Origin of the sequence: Loktanella sp. F6476L (assembly GCF_023015725.1) — a bacterium.
In the GTDB taxonomy this organism is placed as follows: Bacteria; Pseudomonadota; Alphaproteobacteria; order Rhodobacterales; family Rhodobacteraceae; genus Yoonia.
The window spans coordinates 22,800-37,599 of sequence record NZ_JALKAR010000011.1 but is presented as its reverse complement, the minus strand read 5'-3'; the positions used below and the strand labels follow the sequence as shown (position 1 = coordinate 37,599).

Annotated in this window: 15 protein-coding genes; 6 read left to right on the top strand and 9 right to left on the bottom strand. The window is 53.3% G+C overall.

Features of this window, described 5'->3' with window-relative positions; genetic code table 11:
- Positions 1–17 precede the first annotated feature (17 nt).
- Genes MWU61_RS16690 through MWU61_RS16680 form a run of 3 tightly spaced genes read left to right on the top strand, consistent with a single transcriptional unit; the run spans position 18 to position 3,956 of the window.
- Positions 18–998 (top strand): ABC transporter permease, encoded by a 981-nt coding sequence (locus tag MWU61_RS16690; protein WP_247129600.1) that lies wholly within the window; start codon positions 18–20, stop codon positions 996–998.
- Positions 995–2,509: a sugar ABC transporter ATP-binding protein gene (locus MWU61_RS16685; RefSeq protein WP_247129599.1), complete on the top strand. Its 1,515-nt coding sequence runs from the start codon at positions 995–997 to the stop codon at positions 2,507–2,509. Before MWU61_RS16690 ends, MWU61_RS16685 begins: the two co-directional genes overlap by 4 nt.
- A 10-nt stretch (positions 2,510–2,519) precedes the next feature.
- Complete coding sequence (locus tag MWU61_RS16680) at positions 2,520–3,956, top strand: aldehyde dehydrogenase family protein (protein WP_247129598.1); 1,437 nt, start codon at positions 2,520–2,522, stop codon at positions 3,954–3,956.
- Between the two features lie 14 nt (positions 3,957–3,970).
- Here MWU61_RS16680 and MWU61_RS16675 read toward each other — a convergent pair whose 3' ends face one another.
- Together MWU61_RS16675 and MWU61_RS16670 are read right to left on the bottom strand one after the other, a co-directional pair.
- Positions 3,971–4,888 (bottom strand): sugar kinase, encoded by a 918-nt coding sequence (locus MWU61_RS16675; protein ID WP_247129597.1) that lies wholly within the window; start codon positions 4,886–4,888, stop codon positions 3,971–3,973.
- Complete coding sequence (locus MWU61_RS16670) at positions 4,889–5,581, bottom strand: FadR/GntR family transcriptional regulator (RefSeq protein WP_247129596.1); 693 nt, start codon at positions 5,579–5,581, stop codon at positions 4,889–4,891.
- A gap of 136 nt (positions 5,582–5,717) precedes the next feature.
- On the opposite strand from MWU61_RS16670, the gene MWU61_RS16665 reads away from it, so the two are divergent.
- From MWU61_RS16665 to MWU61_RS16655, 3 genes are read left to right on the top strand one after another with little or no spacing between them, the layout of a single operon-like run.
- A complete protein-coding gene (locus MWU61_RS16665) occupies positions 5,718–6,839 on the top strand; it encodes a mandelate racemase/muconate lactonizing enzyme family protein (RefSeq protein ID WP_247129595.1) in 1,122 nt (373 codons plus the stop codon).
- On the top strand, positions 6,823–7,860 hold the full coding sequence (locus tag MWU61_RS16660; protein WP_247129594.1) for an alcohol dehydrogenase catalytic domain-containing protein: 1,038 nt from the start codon (positions 6,823–6,825) through the stop codon (positions 7,858–7,860). Before MWU61_RS16665 ends, MWU61_RS16660 begins: the two co-directional genes overlap by 17 nt.
- A 2-nt stretch (positions 7,861–7,862) precedes the next feature.
- A complete protein-coding gene (locus tag MWU61_RS16655) occupies positions 7,863–8,642 on the top strand; it encodes an SDR family oxidoreductase (protein ID WP_247129593.1) in 780 nt (259 codons plus the stop codon).
- Positions 8,643–8,870: 228 nt separating this feature from the next.
- Here the strand turns inward: MWU61_RS16655 and MWU61_RS16650 are convergent, their stop codons facing one another.
- From MWU61_RS16650 to MWU61_RS16620, 7 genes are all read right to left on the bottom strand, one after another.
- Positions 8,871–10,178, bottom strand: coding sequence for a TRAP transporter large permease subunit (locus MWU61_RS16650; protein ID WP_247129592.1), 1,308 nt, complete (start codon positions 10,176–10,178; stop codon positions 8,871–8,873).
- Positions 10,175–10,738, bottom strand: coding sequence for a TRAP transporter small permease (locus MWU61_RS16645; protein ID WP_247129591.1), 564 nt, complete (start codon positions 10,736–10,738; stop codon positions 10,175–10,177). Before MWU61_RS16645 ends, MWU61_RS16650 begins: the two co-directional genes overlap by 4 nt.
- A 187-nt stretch (positions 10,739–10,925) precedes the next feature.
- The gene (dctP, locus tag MWU61_RS16640) at positions 10,926–11,942 is read right to left on the bottom strand and encodes a TRAP transporter substrate-binding protein DctP (RefSeq protein WP_247129590.1); all 1,017 of its coding nucleotides are present in this window, start codon (positions 11,940–11,942) and stop codon (positions 10,926–10,928) included.
- Between the two features lie 257 nt (positions 11,943–12,199).
- Positions 12,200–12,655, bottom strand: a complete 456-nt coding sequence (locus tag MWU61_RS16635; protein WP_247129589.1) for an OsmC family protein — start codon at positions 12,653–12,655, stop codon at positions 12,200–12,202.
- A gap of 167 nt (positions 12,656–12,822) precedes the next feature.
- Complete coding sequence (locus tag MWU61_RS16630) at positions 12,823–13,713, bottom strand: SMP-30/gluconolactonase/LRE family protein (protein WP_247129588.1); 891 nt, start codon at positions 13,711–13,713, stop codon at positions 12,823–12,825.
- Positions 13,710–13,919 (bottom strand): tautomerase family protein, encoded by a 210-nt coding sequence (locus MWU61_RS16625; protein ID WP_247129587.1) that lies wholly within the window; start codon positions 13,917–13,919, stop codon positions 13,710–13,712. Before MWU61_RS16625 ends, MWU61_RS16630 begins: the two co-directional genes overlap by 4 nt.
- A gap of 144 nt (positions 13,920–14,063) precedes the next feature.
- Positions 14,064–14,795: a response regulator transcription factor gene (locus MWU61_RS16620; RefSeq protein WP_247129586.1), complete on the bottom strand. Its 732-nt coding sequence runs from the start codon at positions 14,793–14,795 to the stop codon at positions 14,064–14,066.
- Positions 14,796–14,800 lie beyond the last annotated feature (5 nt).

Here is a 14,800-nt window from a genome sequence, read left to right as displayed (position 1 = left end):
TGAAGAAGGGTCGTTTCATGTCAACCACCGCAGCCGCCAACCCGACCACCGCCAAGAAAGCAATCAGCGGACTGATGTTGCGCTACCTTGTTCTTGCCGGATTGATCGTCATTGCATCGTTGGGCTTTAGCTTTGCCAATGAAAATTTCTATTCGTTGGTGAACATCGGCATTTTGTTGCGGTCGATTGCAGTGCTGTTTCTTGTGTCGATGGGCATGACATTTGTCATGCTGACCGGCGGAATTGATCTAAGTGTTGGATCAAACGTCGCCTTTGCAGGTGGTGTGGGTGTTATCACCCTGACGACCACGGGCAGTGCGCCACTTGGCTTTGCGACCGCAATCATTGCGGGCATGGCCATCGGGGCCATCAACGGCGTTTTCATTGGCCGTCTGAAATTGTCTGCATTTATGGTGACATTGGCCACCTTTGCATTGGCGCGCGGTCTTGCGCTGGTGATCTATGATGCAACGTCCATCAATGTATCAGACCCAACCTTTTTGTGGCTGGGCGGGACAAGCTGGGGCAACATGCCTGTCGTGATCCCGTTTGTGGCCTGCGTCTTTATCGCACTCAGCATTTTGCTGTACCGGACGCCATTCGGCAGCAATGTCTATGCAGCCGGCGCAAATTTCAACACGGCCTTTGTCCTAGGGCGCAGGCCGGAACGGTCGGTCGTCTGGATCTATGCGTTATCCGGTGCGCTTGCCGGTTTATCAGCGATCGTCACGGTCGGTCGTGTGTCGTCGGGCCAACCGTGGTCCGGTCTTTACCTTGAATTCGACGCGATTACGGCGGTTATCCTAGGCGGCACGTCTCTGTTTGGCGGGCGCGGGCGGCTATTGGGCACGATCCTTGGCGTTCTGCTTTATGGCATCATTATCAACGGCTTGGTTCTGACTGGTACCAATCCGTACCTGCAAAGCCTGATCAAAGGCATGATCCTTTTAGGCGTTGTTCTTCTTGACAGTTGGACACAACGGGGGAAATCAGCATGACCAATCGCATTGATATGAAGGGGATCGGGAAAAGCTTTTTTGCGACCCGTGCCCTAGATAACGTCGATTTCTCCTGTGTTGCTGGCGAAGTCCATGCATTGGTTGGTTTGAACGGTGCGGGGAAATCAACGCTGATGAAGGTGTTGGGCGGTGTCATTCAACGCGATCAAGGCGTGATCGAAATGAATGGCGAAGAAATCGATATCGCGGCACCCATTGATGCGACAAAGCACGGTGTGGCTATGATCCATCAGGAATATTCGTTGATTAACGAATTGACGGTGGCGGACAACATCTTTTTGGGACGCGAATTGTTCATTGGACGGACGCCGTTCTTGAATAAACGCGAGATGGCGCGACTGGTTACGGCACAACTTGATCGTTTCGGGCTGGATCTGGATCCGTCGCGCCCTGTGCGAGACTTGAATTCGGGTGAGAAACAGATTGTCGAAATCATCCGCGCTTTGATGTCGAACAGTTGGTTGATTGTGATGGACGAACCCACGTCCGCCCTGTCCGAAGAAGACAAAGAACGCTTATTCGGATTCATCCGACGCATGAAAGACGAAGGCGTCGCGATCATCTATATCTCGCATCACATGCCCGAAATTTTTGGCATTGCCGAAGAAGTCACGGTGATGCGTGACGGCAAAATCGTATTGTCTGAACGCACGTCGCAAACCACCGAAGATGCCGTCATTCAGACCATGACAGGGACCGAACTTGATGATTTCGTGAAGCCTGTGAAAACGATCAGCGACGATGTTCTGCTGGACGTTCGCGACCTGAAATTACCGCAAGTATACGACGATGTTTCGTTTTCCCTGCGTCGTGGCGAAATTCTGGTCCTGACGGGTTTGCGCGGCTGCGGTGCGCCGGAACTGGCCAAAGCGATCTTTGGGCTGACGGTCGGTTATAGTGGCACCATTTCTTACCGTGGCGAACCATTGCAACCGGGACGCGGACCCGCCGCTGCTGTCCGCGATGGCATGGGTATGGTCACCGAAAACCGCGATAAAAACGGGATCATGGCAGCGCTTTCTGTGCGCGATAATATTGCGTTACCGTTTTTGGAAAAGGCGACACGCGCAGGGCTGATCAACGCAAACCAGATCGGTACGCTGGTTGATAAGGCGATCCGCGAAACAACGACTAAAACATCTTCGCCGGATCAAGAAATCCGTTTCCTATCAGGTGGTAATAAACAAAAGATCTGTTTTTCGCGGTGGCTTGATGACGATCTTGAACTGTTGATCCTGTTGGAACCAACGCGCGGCATCGACGTACATGCCAAGGCCGACATTTACCGCATCATCGAGGATCTCGCGACGCGAGGCGTTAGTGTTTTGATCCTAAGTTACGAGATCGACGAGGTCATCATGCTCGCTGATCGCGTGATCACCATGTACCATGGCCGATCCGTTGCCGAATACTCCCATCCGAATTTTGATAAAGACAAGATGCTTGCAGATATGTCGGGCGCGAATTTGCCCGCTACAGAGCATGCGTGAAAGGACTACTATGACTTACTACCAAGCCTTCATCGATAATGCGTTCGTTGATGCATCAAATGGTGCGAAAATGCCTGTCGTTGATCCGGCGACCGGCGGTCAATGGGCCGAAGTTCCAGCCTGTACGCCGGACGATGTTGCCCGCGCCATCGAAACCTCTGCGCGTGCCCAAAAAGATTGGCAGATGCTGCCAGCGCAAACCCGTGCGGAACACATCTACCGGATCGCAGATGGAATTGAGCGTGAACGTGATCTTCTGGAAGAACTGCTTGTGCTCGAACAGGGCAAAAGCCGTGCAGAAGCCGCTGGCGAAGTAACGGATACGATCCGTTATATGACTTACGCTGCTGAATCCGCGCGTCGTATCCAGGGCGAAATTTTGCCATCTGATCGTCCGAACGAACAGCTTTACATCTACCGTGTGCCGTACGGCGTGACGCTTGGGTTGTGTGCCTATAATTATCCGCTTGCCTTGATTGGTCGGAAGGCCGGGCCTGCGCTGGTGGCTGGCAACACGATGATCATCAAACCCCACGAGGCCACACCTGTCACGGCGTCGGTGTTTTGCCGAATTTGCAAAGAAGCGGGCCTGCCTGCAGGTGTAATCAACATGGTTACAGGCACCGGCAAAGACGTTGGCGCGCCATTGGTCGAAAGCCCCACAGTGCGAATGATTACGGTGACCGGTTCAATCCGTGCAGGCCAAATGATCATGGAAGCGGCGTCAAAAAACTTGACCGCCTTGTCGCTAGAACTGGGTGGTTCAGCACCGTTTATTGTTCTGAAAGATGCGGACATCGAAGCCGCAGCAGAGGCAGCCGTCGTTGCCCGTTTTGCGAATGCAGGGCAGGTTTGTATCTGCAACGAAGGTGTGTTGGTCGAAGAATCCATCGCAGATGAATTTACCGCCAAAGTGTTGGAAAAGGTCAAAGCCGTCAAAGTCGGTGACCCGAAAACCAACGGCGGGATGGGTCCTGTAACAACGCCGGACGCTTTGGCGCGTGTCGAACAAATTGTAGCTGATTCCGTCGCTGGCGGCGCGAAGGTCGCGGCTGGCGGGAAACGTCCTGATGGCGCTGCATTCGCATCGGGTAACTGGTACGAACCAACGGTTCTGGTGGATGCGACGGCGAACACCGCCGCAGTTGTTGAAGAGATTTTTGGCCCTGTGATGCCGATTGTACGCGTCAAAGACTACGAAGAGGCGCTTAGCATTGCGAACGCCCGCCCTGACGGGTTGTCGGCATATTTGTGGACCCAAAGCCCGTCCGTTTACATGGACGCGATCAAGCGTCTCGAAACCGGAACGATATTCTTGAATTCGGGCATTACCGGTTTGGTGAACGGATACCACAATGGCCACAAGTTAAGCGGTCTTGGCGGCGAAGATGGCGTACACGGGTTCGAAGGCTACATGCAAAAACGCACAGTTTACATGGCCTACTGAACCTTAGGTCTTGATCATTCCTGAATAATGGCGCCGGGCGATGCAATTACGCGTCCGGCGAGCACATGACCGGCTTTCATCGCATTAAGTTGAGAGTCTCCTCGCGCAATTGACGCGAGATATCCGGCATTAAAGCTGTCCCCAGCTGCGGTGGTATCCACAACCTTGATCGGTTCGGCAGATGGTTTGAAATCACAGGCACCCGACAGATCAAGCGGCCCTTCTGCGCCGCGCTTCATTGCACCATTCCTGACGCCCCATTCCTGAAGTCTGGCGGCCACTGCAGCGTTGTCGCAATCGCCAAAAAGCGCCTGTTCGTCGTCCGCAGACGGAAGCGCAATGTCAGCCAGACGCCACATAGCGGCATTGACCTGACGCGCGATATCGCTGCTTTCCCAAAGGGCCGGCCGGTGGTTGCTGTCGTAGGCGATTGTGCCGCCCGCTTTGCTGAATGCGTCCGCCCAATCAAGGACCTTTGACCGTACGGCTAGCGGCAGAATTGCAAGGGAAATGCCGGTCAACAAAACCAGATCGAACGTGTCTAGGTCGTGCAGTGAAAGTGTGCTGTCATCAGAAAATAATTGCCGTGCGGCAGAGGCAGATCGCCAGTAGCTGAAGCTCCGTTCGCCCACGTCGTCGGTATCAATCGCGTAAAGCCCAGGCATTAGGCCCGCACGTCGTTCCACGAGCGTTGCATCAAGACCGTGGTTGCGAATGGCATCCAGAATACGGTCAGAATAGGGATCAGTTCCGATGGACGTCACATAAGCGACCTTCGCATCGGTATCACGCAAGGCACGCGCGAGATAAACGGCCGTGTTATAGGTGTCACCTGCGACGCCAATATGGGCTGTGCCGTCAGGTCGCGCACGCAGCTCGACCATAACTTCGCCGACACAGGCAATCCGATGGATCGGCCGTTTCGTTTTCATTTAGATGTCTCCAAAGGTCAGACGCACTTGTTCCCAAGCCTCTGCCAAGTGTGTCTTTAGCTGTTTTTCTGCGGCGTCCGGATCACGCAAAAGGATTGCTTCCAAAATGGCAGAATGTGCGGTGAAGTTCGCCTTGTTGCGGTCTGGCAGGCGGGGCATTTGCCGCCAGTGCGGTTCGAGCCACGTCGAATAGGCACGGTGAACTGAAGGCCAAACCGGATTGCCCGAAATCTGATAAAAGACCTGATGGAATTGCATGTCGGTTTGGTAAAACAGATCACTGTCGTCAATGGCGGCTTCGTTTGCTGCTAAAGCTGCTTTCAGGTCGGCAATATCCTGTTTTCCAGCGTGTTCGGCGGCATTGCGGACCAGTGATCCTTCCACGAGAATACGCGTATCGAACAGGTTCCGAACACCGCTTGGCTGCAACAACAGGTTGCCAACAATCGAACTGGCGGCGTCCATAGCGGCATCGTAGCCGGGTTTGCGGACGACGGGACGGTGGCGCGGTTTTGCGACAACTAGGCCCTGACTCGACAGAATTCCGACGGCTTCTCGTGCGACTGTGCGACTGATGTTGAATTCTGCCATTAAGTCACGTTCAGCAGGAATCGGTTGACCATTTGCAATTGATCCGTCCCTAATCCTTTGCGACATTGCCTGAACAACCTGATCTGCAGCTCTTCCAGTCATTTCTGTATCCTTTAGTTCAGCATCTTTTGTATGACTAAAAATTGAATATTCTTAATATTATTGACAATTGGGGCCGTATCAGCAAGTTATAATAAACTTTGGTCGGACCAAAATACAACTGATAAGGGCGCCACATATGTCAAACCCCAAGAATCCTATTCAAAATGTCACAGTTCGATCCTTTGATGTCCCTTTGGCTGAAGTCCTAACGGACGCCAAACACGGCGATCATACACATTTTGAGTTGGTAACCGCCACCGTGCGTCTTGCCGACGGAACAGAGGGCACGGGTTACACATATACCGGTGGCAAGGGCGGTCGCGCGATTGCGGCGATGATTGAATATGACCTCGCTCCGTTTTTGGTTGGCCGTGACGCAGGGGACGTTGAATCGCTTTATGATGCGATGCAATGGCATGTTCATTACGTTGCGCGTGGCGGCATCGCATCCTTTGCAATTTCTGCCGTGGACATTGCGCTGTGGGATTTACGCGGAAAACAGACTGGCCAGCCGCTTTGGAAAATGGCTGGCGGTGCGGGTGATCGGTGCCGCGCATATGCAGGCGGGATCGACCTGAATTTTCCGTTGCCCAAGTTGCTGGATAATGTGCGCGGATATCTTGCGCAGGGATTTAACGGCGTAAAAATCAAGATCGGACAACCAACGCTCGCCGAAGATGTTGCACGCATCAAGGCCGTTCGCGAAACCATCGGGCCTGACGTGACCTTTATGGTCGATGCGAATTATTCCATGACCGTCGAACAGGCCATTGAAGCTGCGCGTGCCTTCGCACCATACGATATTACGTGGTTCGAAGAACCAATCATCCCCGACGATTACCACGGATATGCAAAAATTGCCGACGCCACTGGCATGCCGCTGGCGATGGGTGAAAACCTGCATACGATCCATGAATTTGAATATGCCATGGCGGACGCCAAACTAAGCTATATTCAGCCCGATGCTTCCAATTGCGGGGGCATCACCGGATGGCTTCAGGCGGCCGCGTTGGCGACGAAAAATGGCATGCCGGTGTGCAGCCACGGCATGCAAGAATTGCACGTCAGCTTGGTGTCTGCCCAACAAAACCCGGGGTGGATCGAAATCCATTCTTTCCCTATCGATACATATACACATCGCCCACTGGTCGTAGAAAACCACCTTGCCGTCGCGCCAAACGATGCCGGTATTGGCGTGTCTTTCGATTGGGACAAACTCACGCAAGCGCATAAGGAAATGCATGATGAGCACTCTTGAGATTAACGCGGCCTTCTATCGGGGCGACAAGTCATTCAAAGTCGAAAAGACGACTGTATCAGCACCCAAAGCTGGTGAAGTAGCCGTGCGGATCGCGTATTGTGGGATCTGCGGCACGGATATGCATGTTTTCCATGGCAACATGGATGCGCGTGTCGGTCTGAACCGCATTGTCGGGCATGAAATGTCTGGTGTGGTCGAAAGCATCGGCGAAGGTGTATCCGGTTTCAACGTGGGCGAGAACGTCGTGGTGCGGCCCTTGGACCATTGCGGCGAATGTCCTGCTTGTGCCGCTGGCCATGAACATATCTGCCATAAGCTAAAGTTTCTTGGCCTCGATACCGATGGTGCGATGCAAGAAATCTGGAACGTTCCAGCGCATACTTTGCACGCGTTGCCAGCCGATCTGCGGTTGGACCATGCAGCACTGATCGAACCTGTTGCGGTCGCTTGTCATGACGTGCGGCGTTCAGCGCTGAAAGAGGGTGAAGATGTCGTCGTGATCGGTGGTGGCCCGATTGGTGTTTTGGTCGCGATGGCGGCACGGGATGCTGGCGGTAATGTGGTGATTTCAGAAGTGAACCCAAACCGGTTGGCTATTGCGGAAAAGCTTGGCTTCGCGACGGTGAACCCGAAAGACGCTGATCTGGTTGAAGCGGTCATGTCCCGCACCGGTGGCAAAGGCGCGGATGTTGTATTTGAAGTGTCAGGCACGCAGCCGGGTGTTGATGCAATGACAGCGGTTGCTGCTAGCCGTGCACGGATTGTCATGGTCGCAATTCACGCCACCAAACCGCAAATTGATATGTTCCAGTTCTTCTGGCGCGAACTAGAGCTGCTTGGCGCGCGCGTTTATGAACCCGTGGACTACGAAAAGGCGATTGAAATTATTGCCAGCGGCGGTGTGGACGCCGAAACGGTCATTACGAATATCAGCCCGCTCTCTGATATTCAGGCGGCGTTTGAAGCGCTTGATGGCAGCGCGACTGCAATGAAAAGCCTTGTCAAGGTAGGAGCGTAAACATGCTGGCCCAATTTGATCTCACCGGTAAAACTGCTCTCGTCACAGGGTGTAAACGCGGCATCGGACGCGGCATGGCTGAGGCCCTGGCAGCCGCAGGCGCGGACATCGTTGGTGTGTCTGCCACGTTAGAAAAGCAGGGAAGCGATGTTGAAAAAGCGGTTCAGGATTTAGGTCGTTCGTTCCGCGCATATACGTGCGATTTTTCTGATCGCGGTGCCCTTACTGAATTTGTGAAACAGCTTGAAGCAGACGGCATCGAGCCTGACATCTTGGTGAACAACGCAGGCACGATCAAACGCAAACCTGCCGCTGAACACCCTGACGAATGGTGGGATGAGGTGATTGAGGTCAATCTGTCTGCGCAATTTGTCCTGAGCCGCGAAATTGGCCGTGGTATGATCGCGCGTGCTGCAAATGGCGGGGCGCGAGGTAAAATTATCTTCACCGCATCATTGCTGACCTTCCAAGGCGGCATCACGGTGCCGGGATATGCTGCCTCCAAAGGCGGGATCGGACAATTAACCAAAGCGTTGGCGAACGAATGGGCGGGGCAGGGTGTCAACGTCAACGCAATCGCTCCCGGATACATTGCAACCGATAACACCGAAGCCTTGCGCAATGACAAAGAACGCTATGACGCAATTCTGGGCCGTATTCCGCAAGGACGCTGGGGGACACCGGAAGACTTTGCCGGGCCGATTGTGTTCTTGTCGTCGCCTGCATCTGACTACGTGAGTGGCGAAATTCTAACGGTCGATGGCGGCTGGATGGGGCGCTAAGCCGAACAAATGTTTAGACTGACCATTTGCACCCCGTGATCGGGGCGCAAATTATTTTCAGGTCGAAGGTCGGCACCCATCGCAGACGCTTTATGGCCTTCGCCATCGGTCGCGGTTCAGTTTCCGGCTTGGAACCGGCGCTCGTATCAAACGACAGTTCTACTCAGATCTATACCCAGGCACTGCTGAGGACACCGATCTCAGCAGCGCGCTGTCGATTTCACGTCCTCACTTCGCATAGGCCAGTTCCGGCAAGAAAGTGGCAATAGCCGGGACGAACATGATCATAATCAGGGTGATCACCTCAACCTGTAGGAACCACCAGATGCCGCCGAAGATTTCTTTCAGCGAGAAAGACGGCGCGACACCTTTAAGGACAAATGCGTTTAGGCCGACGGGTGGTGTGATTAAGCCAATTTCAAGCGTTTTCACCACGACAATGGCCAGCCAAATCGGATGGGCACCCAGTTCGATCAGTGGGGGCACGAAGATCGGGACTGTAAGGAACATGACGGACACTGGATCAACCATGCATCCCAACACGAGCAAGAGCAGCACGTAGATGCAAACAATGCCCATCATCGACATATCAAGACCGACAATATATTCGGACACCGCACCTGATGCACCGCTGACCGCAAGGTAAGACGAGAAAATCAGAGCACCAACGAGAATGATGAAAATCACTGATGTGGTTTGCGCCGTATCAAGGAAAACTTCTTTCAAAACAGGGAATGACAGCCGCTTGCGGATCAGTGCGATCAGGAAAGATCCGATAGCACCGATTGCGCCTGCTTCTGTTGGGGTGATGATCCCTGCGTAGATGCCGCCGATCACAATACCGCCAAGCGCGATGAAGCTCCAAACGCCTTTCAGGGACTGCAAACGTTCCTCGATACCTGCTTTCGGCAGCGCTGGTGCCATTTCGGGATTACGGCTGACGCGGATGTAGATCATCACGAGGTAGGCAAAGGCCGTTAGCAATCCGGGGATGATCCCCGCAATCAGCAGCTTGGGAATAGATTCACGCGCGACGATGCCGTAGACGATCAAATTGATGCTCGGCGGGATCATCCCCGCAAGTGTGCCAACCGTTGCGACACATCCAGCGGCCAATTTACGGTTCACTTTCAGGCGCAGCATTTCAGGAATAGCAACACGCCCGAAAACCGCTGTTGAAGATGTGGTAGACCCGGAGCAGGCGGCAAAGGCGACTGCGGCAACCGTCGTTGCAATCACGACGCTCCCCTTCAGGTGCCCAAGCCAAGCACGCGTTGCGCGATAGATATCCTGCGTAATACCGGCCTTGGCCGCTACATGCCCCATCAGAAGGAACAAAGGAACCGCGCTCAACGCGTACCCCGATCCAATGTCAAACAACCGCCCGCCGATGGCGTCAAAGGTGATTGTGGTGCCACGAATGAACGCAAATCCTGCAGCACCAGACAAAAGCAGGGAAATCCCGACGGGGACGCGCATTATCATCAATACCGCAACCATCCCGATCACGACCGGTAATTGAAGTGACTCAATCATGACTTATTCTCATCTTCTTCAGAGTTTCGGTGCGGAAATTCAATGGCCGCGGTTTCTTCCAGCAGTTCATTTTTGACAATCAAGTTGATCAATTGCGTTAAAAAGCGCAGCGAAAACAGGGCCAATCCAATCGGAATACCTGCGCGTGCCCACCAGGTTTTTACCTCTACGATGCCTAGGATTGTGTCGCCCATAACGTAGTTGCTCCACGCTGATTCAGCGCTGGTCCACGTCAGCATGGTAAAAAACAAAAACGCTCCGAGAAGATAGACCGCTTCAGCAGCTTTTCGTGCTGAGCGGGGTAGGAAATCGTAGAGAATTCCAACCGTGATATGTGCGTCGCGACGTTGGGAATATCCCAGACCCAGATAGATCAGATATACGAACATCAAGCTGACGTATTCATAGGCACCCGGTAAGCTTATGGAAAATAACGCTCTTGCTGCGACTTCGAGGACGGTGATCGTCATCATTGTCGCGACAGCCAAAGCCGACGCATAGCAAGCGATTTCCTCCAGCTTTTTCTGCACCCCTAGGGCGCGGCTGGTTAAACTCGTCATTGCGACATCCTTCCCTCAAAATTCGGAAACTTGAACAAGCGTTTCACTTTGCGACCAGCGCAAAACTTTGAGCAACATGCATTATTCAGTGGTGGTTTAATATGGTTGCGCCGCCCATGTCCCGTCTTAGTGGTTTGGACGGCGCAGGCGATAGCCGGACACATTGCCCGACCATCCTAGGGAGGGGTTAGCCGCCGTGCTTTTCAAGAAGCGCAAGGAATTCATCGAGGACAGCTTGTCCAGGAAGGCCTTCTTCTTCGCGCGCATCAACCCAGCTTTGCCAAGCAGCGTCGCGTACTTCCAGCATCTTAGCGCGTTCAGCGTCGTCCAATTTCACGATTTCTGTTTGTTCGCTCAATCGGGCATGGGATTCAGTTTCCGCGACTTCCAGAAGGCTGCGGGCTTGATCCACCATTTCTTCGTTCAGCTCTTCAATAACCGCCTGAACATCAGCTGGAAGTGCGTTCCATGTGTCCAAGTTAATGGTGACCGGCAGCGGGAAGAAGAACCAGTCTTCGTCATCCCAGTAGCTAAAGATTTCGCCAAAACCAAAGGCATAAGCATCCGCTGGTGAACCGATGATCGCGGCTGTAACAACGCCGCGTTCGGCAGCGGCTGGCAGTTCACCCCAAGGGATGCCGTAAACGGTGATGTCCAGTTCTTTCAGAATTTCGGCAGCGCCACCGTGTGCACGAATTTTGGCAGCTTGCAGATCTTCGATCGTGCGAATTGGGTCGTGCGACAGCAGCTGAATAGATGTCCAAAGACCCGGAAACAGGTACTTCTGGTTCATCGCTGTAAATTCAGCTTCGACAGTTTCAGACTGGAAAAGTTCGTGGCCAGCACGTGCGTGTGCCAGTGGATCATCACTCATGAAGGGCAGGGATGTCACGTTGGCGAGTGGGAAAAGACCCGGGTTGTAGACAGGGGAAAATTCCCCCATGTCAAATGCACCTACTTTGATATTCTCGGGCTGGCCCGAAAGTTTACCAAGCGCGCCACCAAAAATACGTGTGAAATCTACGCTGCCGTCGGTGCGGGCTTCAACTTCATCCATCCACCAGCGAACGGCCAAGTTTGATGGACCTTCACCTGTAAACGCATGGTACTTAAGGTTGATATCCTCTGCCATCGACACGGTTGGCGCCGCGAGCATTGCGACCGCAACTACGGCGCTTGTGCATAACGATTTGACTATCTTCATTTTTCTCTCTCCCACTTTTAGTTCTGTGCTCTTGCAAATGCAGAGCGTCCTCCCCTGAAAGCGACCCCATTTCACGTCATCAGCATTCTGAATGCTAAGGTTAGTGGATTTGGTTGTGTCGCTTAACAGTTTCTTAACTTTGCTTCGACTTGATCGGCACGGGGGATCACGCGGTGACTTTGCGGAAACCCGCAACATCGCGGTGCACCTCCGCAAAACCGCGTGAACGTCACGCTAATCATGCCCCACAGTCATGTTCACTTTCTGACCCAGCTTTCTTGAATCTCGCAGCCTGCACGGCGCAGTAGAACCGATACCGGGCATTTTTCACCTACGATTTGCGCCAGCTTTGCGATCTGCGCGTCATCTGCGTCGGTATCCAGGATGACTTTCAGTTCGATCACCGGAAACGGCGTTCCAATCTCCGCCTTACCAAACACCCCGCGGGTGTCAAAATGACCGCAAACGTCAAATTCCATTCCGCGGACATCCATCTTGAGAAGACCAGCGACATAATTCGCGATGACATTTGAACAGCCGATAAAGGACGACAGCATCGTCTCCAGCGGTGTCGCGAATAAATCAGTTCCGCCACGTTCTGGCGGTTCGTCCGTTGTGACCACTTTGCCACGGGCGATCATTTCAGTGCGCGCATGCGTCACCGCGTGTCCGGTTACATCAATCTTGAATAGGTCGGGCATCACATGTGCCATTGCTTTCTCCTATAGTGGAACGACTTTTTTACTTGTGAAAACGGGATCATCAGCACCGGTTCGGCAGGGGTTCGATTTTACCGATTAACTTGCTACGCATTCGCCCTTGCCTCTACCGAACCAGTTCTGACTTTGGCTGATTGAACTGGCCAACCAGCCAAACCGCATCAAAACAATGGAAGGCCGGGCGTTTTGACACGGACGCGATACAGCGATGTGGATGAGGTGATGTAGAGATCATTCAGATCCGCGCCGCCCCATGCAAAGTTCGCCGTAAATTCGGCTGTACGGATAACGCCCAATGTTTCACCTGCCGGCGTGATCACGTGAATCCCACCGGGGCCTGTGCAATAGACGTTCCCTTTGCTGTCGATCTTCATGCCGTCGGGATGACCTTCGCCTTCGCCCACAGTCACGTCGACCCAAACATCACCGCCTGTAGCAGAGCCGTCTTCGGCAATCTCGAATTTCCGGATGTGTTTGTGTTCTGTGTCGTTGACGTAAAGCACCGTGTGATCAAGCGAGAAACACAGACCATTTGGCTGAGCAAAATCATCAGCAAGGCGCTTGATCGTCTTCCCGTCTGGCGTGACGCAGTAAACGCCCTGCGCGCCCATTTCGAGTTCACGTTCAACGCCAAAGTAATCAAGTCGCCCGTAGGTGGGGTCGGTGAAATAGATCAACCCGCCATTGCGAACTACGATGTCATTCGGGCTGTTCAGCTCTTTGCCATCAAAGTGTGTGGCAAGAGTTGTGATAGAACCGTCCGCTTCGGTACGGGTCACGGCACTGTTTGCATGCTGACAGGTCAGCAAACGGCCCTGCGCATCATAGGTATTGCCGTTGCCCATGTTGCTTGGTTTGCGAAACGACTGAACCTTGCCATCTGCCCCAAGTCGGAACATTTCGTTTCCGGGGATGTCGGAAAATGTCAGGTGTTTCTCGACCGGATGCCAAATTGGACCTTCGGTGAACAGGAAATCACCAGCTACTTTTTCAAGGGTCGCGGCGGCATCGATAATGTCGTGCATGCCTTCGGTACGAACTTCAACCGTCATGAGTTTGCCCTCAGTTCTTTGACCCGCACGCCACCAGAAAACCAATCCTTCTCGTCGATCTCGTCAAAGGTGACCCAGACATTTTCGGCGGGGATACAGGCGGCCTCTGCCAAAGACGCGGTGACGTCGGCCTGCACTTTAGCCTTAATGCCATCCGGATCCTTTTCTATAACTTGTTTTACAATGCGGATATTTACAAACGGCATATTGCCTCTCCCCTTATGTTCCGACTCGGATCACATCCAAGACAGCCAGTTTCCTAGAGAAATGATTAGAAGAGATGACATCTTCGGTCTGCGTAAAGACACGCAACATCTATGCGGGAACCCGCAGATTTTCGATTGGGTGTGTTAGTGAGAGGAAGGCGAAATCCACGCTTGCAGTTTTTCCTCTTCACGGCGTAGCGCGTCAGCGTTCAAAATGCCCTGCGTTAACGCAAGTGAAATCGCTCGCGTGCGGGAATTGAAACTAGACCCCCATTCCCCTGTTGGAATATCGTCCTTATCCAGCCCGAGCTTTTGATAGAGGCTTTGCAATCTGCTTTGCACACCGCGTAGCGAAACATTCCGCCGTGCTGCCATCGCTTTGTCGGTAAGCCCAAGGCAAAGATCAACGAGCGCCTCAAATTCAAGTTCGCTCAACCCGGATAATCGGTTGTCTGCCCTTTGCTGCACGCCGCGCACTTCGCGGTCGATGACGCATTGTTCCGCAATAAAGACGCCTTGCAGGGCCAGTTTCAGCTGTTCGTCAGGGGCGGATTTCAGAATGTACCCGTATACTGCGGCGTCGGGCACAATCTTTGTGATACCGCGAATATACGCTTCTTCCGTGTAGTTGGACCAAAACAAAATCTTGGTGGTGGGGGCTTTGGCCCAGATGGCTTTGGCAACGTCTACACCGGTGACTTTAGGCATCTGCAGGTCCAACAGGACGCAATCGTATTCGGCAGACTTGAAGGCCTCAATCGCCGCTGCCCCGTCGCTTGTGAGCGTCAGTTCTTGCATTTCGGGGAATGTATCACGCGTCAACCGTTCCAGAAATGTCCGGTGCAGTTTGTCGTCTTCGGCAATCAGTAGGCGCATGCAGC